Origin of the sequence: Pseudomonas sp. LAMO17WK12:I10 (genome assembly GCF_900215185.1) — a bacterium.
Taxonomy (GTDB): domain Bacteria; phylum Pseudomonadota; class Gammaproteobacteria; order Pseudomonadales; family Pseudomonadaceae; genus Aquipseudomonas; species Aquipseudomonas chlororaphis.
The window spans coordinates 16,480-28,998 of record NZ_OBDX01000021.1 but is presented as its reverse complement, the minus strand read 5'-3'; the positions used below and the strand labels follow the sequence as shown (position 1 = coordinate 28,998).

10 protein-coding genes and 4 tRNA genes are annotated in these 12,519 nt (G+C 62.9%); 2 read left to right on the top strand and 12 right to left on the bottom strand.

Translation table 11 applies throughout. From position 1 onward, the window contains the following. Window positions 1-30: 30 nt before the first annotated feature. Window positions 31-1,722 carry a molecular chaperone HscC gene (locus tag CRO75_RS21430; protein WP_097137988.1) on the top strand — a complete coding sequence of 564 codons (1,692 nt, stop codon included), beginning with the start codon at window positions 31-33 and terminating at the stop codon, window positions 1,720-1,722. Here CRO75_RS21430 and CRO75_RS21425 read toward each other — a convergent pair. From CRO75_RS21425 to gltX, 12 genes are all read right to left on the bottom strand, one after another. Further along, on the bottom strand, window positions 1,719-4,403 hold the full coding sequence (locus tag CRO75_RS21425; RefSeq protein WP_097137986.1) for a DUF805 domain-containing protein: 2,685 nt from the start codon (window positions 4,401-4,403) through the stop codon (window positions 1,719-1,721). The genes CRO75_RS21430 and CRO75_RS21425 overlap by 4 nt on opposite strands. Continuing rightward, window positions 4,400-5,098, bottom strand: coding sequence for a DUF1266 domain-containing protein (locus CRO75_RS21420; protein WP_097137984.1), 699 nt, complete (start codon window positions 5,096-5,098; stop codon window positions 4,400-4,402). The genes CRO75_RS21425 and CRO75_RS21420 overlap by 4 nt, the downstream gene beginning before the upstream one ends. 186 nt (window positions 5,099-5,284) lie before the next feature. Further along, window positions 5,285-5,731 carry an Hsp20 family protein gene (locus tag CRO75_RS21415; protein ID WP_009043021.1) on the bottom strand — a complete coding sequence of 149 codons (447 nt, stop codon included), beginning with the start codon at window positions 5,729-5,731 and terminating at the stop codon, window positions 5,285-5,287. Window positions 5,732-5,852: 121 nt separating this feature from the next. Then, on the bottom strand, window positions 5,853-6,812 hold the full coding sequence (locus CRO75_RS21410) for a tRNA-dihydrouridine synthase (RefSeq protein WP_097137982.1): 960 nt from the start codon (window positions 6,810-6,812) through the stop codon (window positions 5,853-5,855). A gap of 100 nt (window positions 6,813-6,912) precedes the next feature. Next, a complete protein-coding gene (locus CRO75_RS21405) occupies window positions 6,913-7,350 on the bottom strand; it encodes a thioesterase family protein (protein ID WP_085530321.1) in 438 nt (145 codons plus the stop codon). Between the two features lie 48 nt (window positions 7,351-7,398). Then, complete coding sequence (locus CRO75_RS21400; RefSeq protein ID WP_009043018.1) at window positions 7,399-8,232, bottom strand: alpha/beta fold hydrolase; 834 nt, start codon at window positions 8,230-8,232, stop codon at window positions 7,399-7,401. 29 nt (window positions 8,233-8,261) lie between these two features. Further along, on the bottom strand, window positions 8,262-8,801 hold the full coding sequence (locus tag CRO75_RS21395) for a TetR/AcrR family transcriptional regulator (protein ID WP_007922012.1): 540 nt from the start codon (window positions 8,799-8,801) through the stop codon (window positions 8,262-8,264). A gap of 182 nt (window positions 8,802-8,983) precedes the next feature. After that, window positions 8,984-9,059, bottom strand: a tRNA-Glu gene (locus CRO75_RS21390). 80 nt (window positions 9,060-9,139) lie between these two features. Then, a tRNA-Ala gene (locus tag CRO75_RS21385) sits at window positions 9,140-9,215 on the bottom strand. Window positions 9,216-9,268: 53 nt separating this feature from the next. Beyond that, window positions 9,269-9,344: transfer RNA gene (locus CRO75_RS21380), tRNA-Glu, on the bottom strand. A gap of 78 nt (window positions 9,345-9,422) precedes the next feature. Further along, a tRNA-Ala gene (locus CRO75_RS21375) sits at window positions 9,423-9,498 on the bottom strand. A gap of 225 nt (window positions 9,499-9,723) precedes the next feature. After that, window positions 9,724-11,205 carry a glutamate--tRNA ligase gene (gene gltX, locus CRO75_RS21370; RefSeq protein WP_007922014.1) on the bottom strand — a complete coding sequence of 494 codons (1,482 nt, stop codon included), beginning with the start codon at window positions 11,203-11,205 and terminating at the stop codon, window positions 9,724-9,726. A 236-nt stretch (window positions 11,206-11,441) separates the two neighbouring features. On the opposite strand from gltX, the gene CRO75_RS21365 reads away from it, so the two are divergent. Then, window positions 11,442-12,503: an HlyD family secretion protein gene (locus tag CRO75_RS21365; RefSeq protein WP_037004583.1), complete on the top strand. Its 1,062-nt coding sequence runs from the start codon at window positions 11,442-11,444 to the stop codon at window positions 12,501-12,503. Window positions 12,504-12,519: the final 16 nt, after the last annotated feature.

Genomic DNA, 12,519 nt, shown 5'->3' with positions numbered 1-12,519 from the left:
GCGTTTTTTGTGACGCCCACGAGATCGATCATGCAGGATGCAACCCTCCCCCGCCCGGCCCTGCTGGGCATTGACCTTGGCACCACCAACAGCCTGATCGCCGTCTGGCAGGACGGCCGCGCCCAGTTGATCCCCAACGCCCTCGGCGATGTCCTGACCCCGTCGGTGGTCAGCCTCGATGAAGACGACAGCATCCTGGTGGGCAAGGCCGCGCGGGCCCGCCTGACGACCCACCCGGAACGCACGGTCGCGGCCTTCAAGCGCTTCATGGGCAGCGACAAGCGCCTCGAACTGGGCGGCCGGCCGTTCAGCCCGGAAGAACTCTCGGCGCTGGTGATCGGCTCGCTCAAACAGGATGCCGAAGCCTTTCTCGGCCATCCGGTGCAGGAAGCGGTGATTTCGGTGCCCGCCTACTTCAGCGACGAACAACGCAAGCGCACGCTGTTCGCCGCCGAACTGGCGGGCCTGACGGTGTCTCGGCTGATCAACGAACCGACGGCCGCCGCCATGGCCTACGGACTGCACGAACAGAAGTTCGAACGCACGCTGATCTTCGACCTGGGCGGCGGCACCTTCGACGTCACGGTGCTGGAATACGCACTGCCGCTGATTGAGGTGCATGCCTCCACCGGCGACAACTTCCTGGGCGGCGAGGACTTTACCGAGGCCTTGTTGCAGGCCTGCCTCAAGGACTGGCAACTCACCCCGGCGCAGATCGACGCCCAGGGCATGGCCAGCCTGGGCGACGCCCTGGAGCAGCTCAAGTGCGCACTCGCCGAAGGCACTCAGTCACTGAGCTGGCGCCATGGGGACACCTCGTATGAATGGACGCTGGACGAAGCGCTGGCGCTGAAAATCTGGGAACCGCTGCTGGCCCGGTTGCGGGCGCCCATCGAACAGGCCCTGCGCGATGCCCGCCTCAAGCCTCGCGACCTCGACAGCCTGGTGCTGGTAGGCGGCGCCACCCGGATGCCGGCGGTGCAGCAGATGGTCGCCACCCTGTTCGGCCGCCTGCCTTACCGCCATCTCGACCCGGATACGATCGTCGCGCTGGGTGCCGCCACCCAGGCCGCCTGCAAGGCCCGGGACGGGGCCATCGAAGAACTGATCCTGACTGATGTCTGCCCCTACACCCTGGGGATTTCCACCCGTCGCGGCGAACAGGTCAGCGGGGCCTTTTCGCCGATCATCGAACGCAACACGGTAATCCCGACCTCACGGGTGCAGCAGTTCTACACCACACATCCGCATCAGGCGTTTATCCGCATCGAGGTGTACCAGGGCGAGCGGCCCTGGGTACGGGACAATATTTTCATCGACGCCTTCGACGTGCCCCTGACGCCCAGCGAACAGATCCAGTCCCTGGACGTGCGCTTCAGCTATGACATCAATGGCCTGCTCGAAGTCGACGTCACCCTGCTGGCCAGCGGCGAACGCCATAGCCACAGCATCGACCGCAGCCCCACCGGGCTCGATGCGCAATCCCGACAGGCCAGCCATGAGCGGCTGACCGCGCTGAAAATCCACCCCCGCGACGCCCTGCCCAACCGCACCCTGCTGGCACGCCTGGAACGGGCGTGGGCGCAAAGCCTGGGCGACGAGCGCGAACAGATCGCCGACTGGCTGGGCACCTTCACCGCCGTGCTCGGCGGCCAGCAACCGACGGAGATTGCCAGCCATCGAACCCAGCTGAACAAGGCGCTGGACCAACTGCGTCTCTAGCCGTTGAGCCGCCGTAAACAGGCCTGCAAACCACCGGGCAGCGCGTCTTCACCCGCGCTGTCCGGCGGTACGCCATAGCGATTGGGCAGCTTGTCGCCGGGAAAGGCGAACAGGATCAGCGACAGAAACGGAAAGAACGCCGACAGACCGCCCAGCACCAGTAAGGTCGGGATACCACGCCCCATGTCATGCAGGCGGCGCAGAATCACCCCGAGCAAAAACAGGCTGCCCAGCAATGACACAGCGATCGCGGACAGCGACGTGCCGCTGAACAACGCGGCCAACGGAGTGACCAGCACAGCGCCCAGCACCTGCCAGAAAAACGCCCCGCGTCCCAGCCGTGTGCCCAGACGCCAGAAAGCCGTGGCGGGCGTCGGACGGCTGTCGCCCTTGGCCAGCAGCAGACGCTCGCTCCAGGACAGCAGCGCACTGAAGGCAAATCGCAGGCCGAGTCCGTGTTCCGGGTTGTCCTTGGCTCGCTGCATGCGCAGCAGCACTTTCTGCCGAGGCACACCGGCACTGCCGTAACGCACCAGCCCCTTGAGCACATCGAGGGCCAGGTAAAAGGCCTCGCTGTCGATCCCTTCGTCTTCGACCAGCGTCTGCTGTGGCGGCCGTGGCGGCTCACCCTTGATCAAGCCGTGGCGGAAGCCGTCGAACCAGTCCTGGGGATTGGTGACTTCGGTAATCCGATCGAGCAGGTATCGACGCTGCTGCGCATCGATCACCGGGTCGTGATACAGCACACCGCTCAAGAGCATGCGCCCGAGCAAATCGTCCGCGAAGGCGTGCAGGTCGCTGCGCAGGCATGCGAACAAGCGCTCATTGCTCAACAACCGCGCACTGTCGAGCGCTTCCTGGACGCCAAGCAATTGCCGGTCGAGCAAGGCATGCAGCGGATCCGCCAATTGCAGCCAGCCGAGCAAAGCGCTCAGGTCGCCCTGTTCGCGCTGTAATTGGGCAAGCTGCGGCTGCAGCCGGCTGAGCGGATGGGACGGATTGAGCGCCAGACGCTCCAGACACCGCGAGTCGATCAATTGCCACCAGCGTTCCGGCTGCTGCAGCAAGGCCATCAGGAACAGCGTATGGGCGTACCAGTGCCAGACCGCCTCTCCCGCCCCTGGCGGCGGCAACACTACGCCATGCTGGCTCAGTTGCAGCAGCAGGTTCAGTTCCGACAAATCGCTAGCGGCATCCGTATCGTTCAATTCGAAAGACTCGGCGATACGCTCCAGGGCAGCGTGACCGTAAGGGCGCAATCGGCGCAGCCACACACGGCAGATCTTATGCGGCTCACCGGTTGTCAGCGCAGCGGCCAGTTGTACCGAAGCCGCGCCCTCATCAATGAAGGCATTCATCGCCAACGGAATCGGCGCCTGGCTCAACCAGCGCAAGTGCTGCCCGGCCTGGTCCTTGAACCCGCTCAGCACCAGGCCTTCGAGGGCATCCAGTGGCTGCGGTTCGTCCAGCACCTGTTGCAACAGATCTGCTGCGCCACGGTGCAAGGCCCAGGCATGCCGGTACAGGCGCAACAACCGGGTGTCGGTGTTCTGGCCCAGCAACTGCGCCAGCAAGGGCAACTCGTCGCCGGTCATTCGCCAGTCGATAAAGGCCTGCGCCAATCCCTGCAGCTCGAGCCGGCCAACGCCGAGCCAGCGGATCAGCGTCTCGGGACGTTGTGAAGGGCTGCCGTATTCCTGAGTGACATGGGCGAGATCGGTGGACCAGCCGCTGAAGTTCTCCAGACGATCAAACGCCTGGATCAGCAGCGGCAAAAAGTCCGGCTGACGTTTGGCGCACAACGCCAGTAATTGGCTCTCGGCCTTGGGATGACGATGCTCCTGCCAAAGCCGGACCCAGCAAGGCAACGCCTGATCGTCCAGCCCCAGCAGGCTGTTCTGGCACGCCAGCAAGTACAGCCAGTCCATATCATCCGGCGCTTCGCGCTGCTGCTCGATGCACAGCTGCAACAGCCCCTGGCCACCGATGCCGGCCTGGGTGAATTGCACCAGCAAGCGCTTGATGAAGAGCGCATCGTTCGGCAACGGCAGGCAGGTGTGTTGGCTGGCGAAGCCTTCGTACTCGTGGAGCGGTCGCCGGTCGAAGATGAAGTCGAGACTGCGCACGTACCACAGGCTTTCGGTCTGCGCTGGTTCCGACCAATTCCCCATCAGCGCCGTATCGAATGGATCCGGGGTCTTGATCCGCTCCAGATAGTCCTCGACATGCCGGGCCTGATCGAACCCCAGCTCCAGCACCTGATGCTCCCAGCCCATGCGCTGGGCCAGCAGGCCCGCGCAACGATGGGACAGCGGTCCGGCATTGGCCGTCCGCCCGAACAACTCCCAGCGCAGGTCATCGAGCATGCCGAGCGGCAGTTGATCGAGTGTCTTGATAAAGGCCTGCCAGGCCTCAGGATTGAAACGTCGCGCCGGATCACTCAGCAGCGCATCAAAATCGAGGATGGCTTGCGCAGGCTCAGGCTCGCTCTCCTGCGCCGCTTCAAGTTCCTGCTCCTTGTCACGCACCAGCCGCAGGGCACTCTCGTAGGCCTGGCGCAGTGCCTGGAACCCTTCGGGATCGGTCTCCGGGTGATGCTCCGGCAGACGGGCACGATAGGCATTGCGAATCAGCGTTTCATCGGTGGTAGGGTCGATACCCAGCTTTATCCAGCAACTCATGACCAGTCGAACTCCTCAAGCGACGCCGGACGTTGCGGCAAATCGAGATCCAGGTGCCAGGGCAAGTCCGCCAGGCAGTCCGCCATGTTTTGCGCAAGCCCCTGGGCGATCATCAGGCTGTTGGGGTTCTCCCCCTGTCGATCCAGCTCGTAAGCCAGTTCGTCGTCGCTATTGCCCAGGCAACCCCAGAACGCGCGGCCAACCAGGAAACCATTGAAATAGGCGAACCAGCTGCCGTAGTGGTATTGCGCCCTGACCGCCAGCCGGCCGTGCAGCCATAGGCTCTCGGCCAGATCGATCCACTGGTTGCGCACGCCGCAACGCAACAGAAACCCCATGCGCCCGTAATCCCAGGCCAGGATCCCGCCCGGGCCGCAAGCACCAAAGGTACGGCTGGCGAACTGGTGCAGGATGCGTTCACGGGGCTCGAGGGTCTCGAGCAGGGCCTGCCATTCGCTCGGCAGACAACGCTGCCAGGCGCGATACGCGTCGTCGAGGTGGGTGGCATGACCGTTGTCAGTCATCCTTTCCAGCATGCCCAGCAACTGCCGCCGGTCACCGATGCCCCAACTGCCTTGCAGGTCGATGGATTCCGGGCCGGGGTAGAACGCGGGGTTGTCGTATCCGGCGCGAGGGTTGAGTGCAACCATCGGCGCAGAGAGGCTCCACAGCCAGCGCTGGTGTATCTCGTCCATGAAAAAGGCTCCAGGCCGACCGGTGAGGAATGGGGGGTCGGCAAAACTGCGGCGGATTGTAGAGAAACCATCGCAGGCAGCAAAGGTGAACGATGATTCTGCCGGGCATAAAAAAGGCCCCGACAAGTCGGGGCCTTCATTTGGCGACTCAGCGCTCGATCAAGCGCCTGCATTGCTGCGCATGGATCAATGCTGCAGAGCCGCTTGCTGCGTCCCGTTGATTGGGATGCGCTTGGCTTTCGCCTCTTCCGGGATCACTCGCAGCAGGTCGATGCTCAACAGACCGTTGCTCAGGCCGGCGGCCTTGATCTCGATGTGATCGGCCAGGCGGAAGGACAGCTTGAACGCACGCTGGGCGATGCCCTGGTGCAGGAAGGTGACGCCTTCGTTCGCGTCACGCTTGCCGCCACTGATGGTCAGCACACCCTTCTCGACTTGCAGCTCCAGGTCTTCTTCCTGGAACCCGGCGGCGGCCACGACGATGCGGTATTGGTCGTCGCCGTGCTTTTCGACGTTGTAGGGCGGATAGGTGCTGCCTGGCTCATTGCGCAGGGCGGTTTCGAACAGGTCGTTGAAACGGTCGAAACCCACCGAGGAACGGAACAGTGGCGCGAGGGAAAATGCAGTACTCATGGTTCAAATCTCCTGAAAACAATCAGCAAGTTTTTTTGTCTCCGCGACCCGAATTCGGCATCGCGTAACCCTTAGATAGGGACCGCCAATTGCATTTCAAGAGACTTTTCGCAGATTTTTTTCAGGCCGCCTCGGCCACCGGCAAGCCCAGCAAACGCGAGACTTGATCCGGCTCGGTTTCGCGACGCAGGACGGTGAACAGCGCCACCGCCTCGGGATAATTGCGGGTCAGCATCGCCAGCCACTGCTTCAGGCGACCCGGCGATTGGCGAGCCGTCATCTGCGCCTTGGCTTGCAGCCAGAAGTCCTGGATCAGCGGCATCAGCTCGGCCCAGGTCATCTCGACCACCTCTTCCCCGGCCCGCGCGGCGGCGATTTGCCGGGCCAGGTCCGGACGCGACACCAGGCCACGGCCGAGCATGATGTCTTCCACCCCGCTGATTTCGCGACAGCGGCGCCAGTCTTCGACACTCCAGATATCGCCGTTGGCGAACACCGGCACCTTGACCACGTCCTGCACCCGCGGAATCCACTCCCAGTGCGCCGGCGGCTTGTAGCCGTCGACCTTGGTCCGCGCATGCACCACGATATGTTCCGCGCCGCCTTCGGCCAGCGCCGTGGCGCACACCAGCGAGCCATCCGGACTGTCGAAGCCGAGGCGCATCTTGGCGGTCACCGGGATGTACGCAGGCACGGCACGCCGGACATGCTCGACGATCTGGTTGAGCAGTTCCGGCTCCTTGAGCAGCACCGCACCGCCACGGGATTTGTTGACGGTCTTGGCCGGGCAGCCGAAGTTCAGGTCGATGACTTCGGAGCCGAGCTCACAGGCCAGGGCGGCGTTTTCCGCCAGGCACACCGGATCGGAACCCAGCAGCTGCACCCGCAGCGGCACGCCGGACGCGGTCCGGGCGCCATTCAACAACTCGGGGCCGAACTTGTGGAAATAGGCCGGTGTGAGCAACTGGTCGTTGACCCGGATGAACTCGGTCACGCACCAGTCGATACCACCGACCCGGGTCAGCACATCCCGCAGGATGTCATCGACCAACCCTTCCATGGGCGCCAAAGCAATTTGCATGAATCACACTCAACGTAAAACGCGGTAAAAAAACGTGCGGCAGTTTACTGGGTTTCTCTGGGAAGCAGGTATTTCAACGGGTGGATGGTCGCGGGCGCGTTCAGTTCGCCCCTTGCAACGCCGGCCCATAACCCTCGAGAAACTCCGCCGGCATGCGCTTGGGCTTGCCGCTGGACAGCTCGATGCAGACAAAGGTGGTCTGGGCACGCAGCAAGGTGCTGCCATCGCTCGGACGCACCAGCTGGAAGCGCCGCGACATCTTCAGGCGCTGGTCCCAGTCGACGATCCAGGTCGCCAGCTGCAGCTCGTCGCCTTCATAGGCCGCCGCCAGGTAGTCGATCTCATGGCGTACCACCGCCATGGCCCGATCCAGGCGGCGGTATTCGCTCAGGTCCAGGCCCAGGCGCTGGGAATGACGCCAGGCGCAACGCTCCAGCCAAGTGACGTACACCGCGTTGTTGGCGTGCCCCAAGCCGTCGATGTCTTCGGCGCCTACCTGCAGATCGATGATAAACGGCGTTGCCAGATCCCAGCCCATGCCCCACTCCCGGTCAGATTATTCGACCGGGGCAGTGTAACGGATTGCTCAGGCGGATTGGCGCGCTTGCAGGCTGCGGCCGGCCAACAGCGTCAGCACACCCTCGATCAGCCGCGGATCGGCCAATACGCGCTGATGCCCGCCTTCCTTCAGGCGCAACAAGCGACTGTCGAACCAGGCGTCGTGGATCAGTTCGGACTCCTTGACCGGGACAAAGCAATCGTCTTCGGCATGCACGATCAGCCCGGGCATATCCAGCTGGTAGTGCGCGACATCCAGGGCCGCGGCGCGCATGCCGACATCCTGCTCCACCTGGCGGATAAAGGCCGAGCGTGCCTTGGGCGGCAGGCGCACATAACGGGCGAAGCCGCGCAACACGCCGAGTATCCGCGCCGGAGCGGCGATGCTGACCAGGGTCTCGGTACGCAAGCCCAGCTGCACCGCCAGCATGGCGCTGGCTCCCCCCATGGAATGGCCGATGACCGCGCGCAGCGGCGGCAACTCCGCGGCGGCTTCGAGCATGGCCCGGGCAAACAGCATCACATTGGCCTCGCGACCGGGAGAACGCCCGTGGGCGGGACCGTCCAGCGCCACGACGCTGTAGCCGGCGTCCACCAGCGCATCGATCAGGCTGGCAAATTGCGTGGGGCGGCCTTCCCAGCCATGCATCAGCAGCACCGCCGGCCCCTGGCCCCAGCGCAATGCCGAGAGCCCGAAGCGCAGGGTGATACGCTCCGAACGCGCCAGCAGCGGCAGCTCCCAGTCACGCGGCAGCCGCTCGCGCGGCGTCATGAAGGCCAGCCGCATCTTGCTGGCGACCAGCTTCGGTGCAACCCAGCCCAAGGTGCCGTTAACGCCACGAACCCAACTTAAGGTGCTCATCGCTTCTCTCCTCAGGCCTGCGCCTCAGGTCATAGCACCGCCGACTTGGCAGCGCGCAGTAAACGGTCCGACAGCTCACCGGCTCCCAGCGCCCGGGCCAGGGACAAGCCGCCCACCATCAGGGCCAGATCGGCCAGGGCCTTGTCGGTGTCTTCGGGGGTGGTCGCCAACTGAGCCAGCATCAGCTCGATGTGTTCATTCAGGACTTTGCGGAAATCGTCCGGCAGGCGCCCCATTTCACCGACCGACGCGGGGATCGGGCAGGCCTGCTCGGTGGAATCGCGGTGCTTGCGCGACAGATAGAACGCTGCCACCAGCGCTCGCCGCTCCTCGCCGGTCAACGATGCGTCCATATCAGCGATCAGGCCCCGGCGCTGGGCCAGCAATTGACTGAACGCTTCCAGCATCAGGGCGTCCTTGCTTTCAAAATGCGCGTAGAAGCCACCGACCGTCAGGCCCGCGGCACCCATCACTTCACCCACGCTCGGCTCGGCCGGGCCACGCTGCACCAGCGCGGTGCTGGCGGCCTGGAGAATGCGCTCGCGGGTTTGAGCTTTTTTATCGTTCATCGTTGCCTCCGAATATTACGATCAAAATATTATTCCCATAATAAATTTTCGCAAGTCGTTAGTGTGACCGTCGGTCAGGAGAACAGTGTGGGGAGAAAGGGAGAATTGGCCAAACGCCAGACAAACAAAAGGGCCATTCAATAATTGAATGACCCTTATAAATCCCGCAGAGCGGGTAAACGTGGCGTCCCCTAGGGGACTCGAACCCCTGTTACCGCCGTGAAAGGGCGGTGTCCTAGGCCACTAGACGAAGGGGACACAAACCCTTCTATACAACTGATCAGTGCTGAGAGCTGATCGATTCAAGGCCGGTGTGGCCAGACCCTGAACTGTAAAATTGGTGGAGCTAGACGGGATCGAACCGTCGACCTCTTGCATGCCATGCAAGCGCTCTCCCAGCTGAGCTATAGCCCCAGATTTTTCGCCTCGCGGCGGAGCGACATCTTGCAACATCGCTTCTGTAAAACTGGCGTCCCCTAGGGGACTCGAACCCCTGTTACCGCCGTGAAAGGGCGGTGTCCTAGGCCACTAGACGAAGGGGACGCAAACCCTTCTAACAACTGATCAGCGCTGAGAACTGATCGATTCAAGGCCGGTGTGGCCAGACCTTGAACTGTAAATTGGTGGAGCTAGACGGGATCGAACCGTCGACCTCTTGCATGCCATGCAAGCGCTCTCCCAGCTGAGCTATAGCCCCTCGTCGGTGAGGACGGGGCGAATCTTAAGGGCGTATCGGAAGGCTGTCAAATTTTTTTTCAGCTTTTTTTAAAAAAATTTGCCGGCATAACAATCACTTACCGCCCTCCCCCGTAAATCCGGGGCTTTTGCCAACCGTTGTGCCCTCCAGCAACGGTCGCGATCTCACTTCTTGCGCAGGTCCGCGGGAGCCAGCATGCCGGCTCCCGCGAATCAGCAGGCTGAATCAGGCGATCGCGCCCAGCAGCTTTTCCCACTCTTTGTTTTCTTTCTTCGACACGCCACCCAGCAGGTCGATGGCCTGGCGCAGGCGGAAACGGGTCAGGTCCGGGCCCAGAATTTCCATGGCATCGAGCACCGAGACCGAGCTGGCCTGGCCGGTGATCGCGGCGAACATCAGCGGCATGGCATCGCGCAGCTTCAGCTCCAGGGATTCGACCACGGCCTGGATGGTCGCGGTGATGCTGTCCTTTTCCCACTGGCGCAGGCTTTCCAGCTTCCACAGGATCAGTTGCATCAACTGCCGCACCTGATCGCCCGAAAGCTTCTTCGATTCGAACAGCTTGGCATCCGGGGTCACGCCACCGGCGAAGAAGAATCCGGCCAACGGTGCGATCTGGCTGAAAGTTTCCACCCGGCCTTGCACGTGCGGCGCGATCTTCATCAGGTATTCGGGGTTCAGCGCCCAGGTCTGCACACGGCTGGCGAACTCTTCCACCGGCAGGTCGCGCAGCCACTGACCATTGAGCCACGACAGTTTCTCGATATCGAAAATCGGCCCACCCAGGGAGACCCGCGACAGGTCGAAGTTGTCGACCATTTCCTGCAGCGAGAACTTCTCGCGCTCGTCCGGCATCGACCAGCCCATGCGACCCAGGTAATTGAGCATGGCTTCCGGCATGAAGCCCATGCGCTCGTAGAAGGTCACGGAGGTCGGGTTCTTGCGCTTGGACAGCTTGCTCTTGTCCGGGTTACGCAGCAGCGGCATGTAGCACAGCTGCGGCTGCTCCCAGCCGAAATACTCGTAGAGCAGAATCAGTTTCGGCGCCGAAGGCAGCCATTCTTCGCCCCGCAATACGTGGGTGATGCCCATCAGGTGGTCGTCGACCACGTTGGCCAGGAAATAGGTCGGCAGGCCATCGGTCTTCATCAGCACCTGCATGTCCATGCGATCCCACGGGATCTCGACATCGCCACGCAGCATGTCCGGCACCACGCAGACGCCTTCGCTCGGCACCTTCATGCGGATCACGTGCGGCTCGCCAGCGGCCAGGCGCCGCGCGACTTCTTCCTTGGACAGCAGCAGCGCACGACCGTCGTAGCGCGGCGTCTCGCCACGGGCCATCTGCTCGGCGCGCATCTGGTCCAGTTCTTCGGCGGTGCAGAAACACGGGAAGGCATGGCCCATGTCGACCAACTGCTGGGTGTACTTCTGGTAGATCTCGCTACGTTCGCTCTGCCGGTAAGGGCCGTGCGGGCCGCCCACGTCCGGGCCTTCGCTCCAGTTGATGCCCAACCAGCGCAAGGCGTCGAAAATCTGCTGCTCGGACTCGCGGGTCGAACGCAGTTGATCGGTGTCTTCGATGCGCAGGATGAACTCACCGCCATGCTGCTTGGCGAAGCAGTAGTTGAATAAGGCGATGTAAGCGGTACCTACGTGGGGATCCCCGGTAGGCGATGGCGCGATGCGCGTGCGGACGGTGGTCATGGCATGTCTCGGAAAGAATATGAAAAGCGAAGATCAAACAAGAGGCGAATGGTAACAGGCGATGCCGGCCCCGCTCCAGTGAGCAGGGCATTTAAGCCAAGGTTGAGGCTACTCGGGTCGCCCGGGCCGCCGAACCGTCGATTGTCCGTCCGTGGCATTTACCACTGGTCGGCCGTATGCCAGATTCGCCCTCTGACAAACTTCCTTACATTTACCTGAGCGCAGCCTGCCGCCCCATGCCAGTTCAACTCAAGCGTCGCCTGTTTATTTTCCTGTTTCTGGTCCTGCTGATTGCCCTGGGCTTTCTGGCGCAGTGGTTTTTCCATGGACGCTTTTATGAAAGCACCGATAACGCCTATGTCCAGGGTGAAATCACCCGCGTCTCCAGCCAGCTTGGCGCGCGCATCGACGAGGTGCTGGTGCAGGACAACCAGCACGTCGAAAAAGGCCAGTTGCTGATCAGGCTCGAAGGCGATGATTTCCACCTCGCCGTGGATCGCGCCAATGCCACCCTGGCCACCCGCGAAGCCGAACGCCTGCAAGCCCAGAGCAGACTCACGCAACAGGCCAGCCTGATCGCCGCCGGCGAGGCCCAGGTGGCTTCCAGCCAGGCCAGCCTCGGGCGTTCGCAGATCGACCTGTCCCGCGCGCAAACCCTGCGCAAGCCGGGTTATGTCTCGGAAGAGCGGGTCACCACCCTGTCCGCCGACAACCATATCGCCCGCTCGCAAGTGGCCAAGGCCCAGGCCGACCTGCAAGGCCAGCGCCAGCAGGTCAATGCCCTGAGCGCCGAGATCAAGCGCCTCGACGCGCAGATCGCCAATGCCCGCACCGACCTGGCCCAGGCCGAGCTGAACCTGACCCGCAGCGAAATCCACGCCCCCATCAGCGGCCTGATCGGCCAGCGCGCGGCGCGTAACGGCCAGTACGTGCAGGCTGGGGCCTATCTGCTGTCGATCGTGCCGGACCAGGACATCTGGGTTCAGGCCAACTTCAAGGAAACCCAGATCGGCCATATGCAACCGGGACAAAAGGCCGAGCTGCTGTTCGACGCCTACGGCGACACGCCGATCGAAGCCCGCGTCGACAGCCTGTTCGCCGCCTCGGGCGCGCAGTTCAGCCTGCTGCCGCCGGACAACGCCACCGGCAACTTCACCAAGGTGGTGCAGCGCATTCCGGTGAAACTGACCTTTGCCGCCGACAACCCGCTGCACGGCAAGATCCGCCCGGGCATGTCAGTCACCGTCAAAGTGAATATCCAGCCCCTGAACCCAGAACCCTCGAACGATGGCCGGTGACCAACTGTTGCGCCCG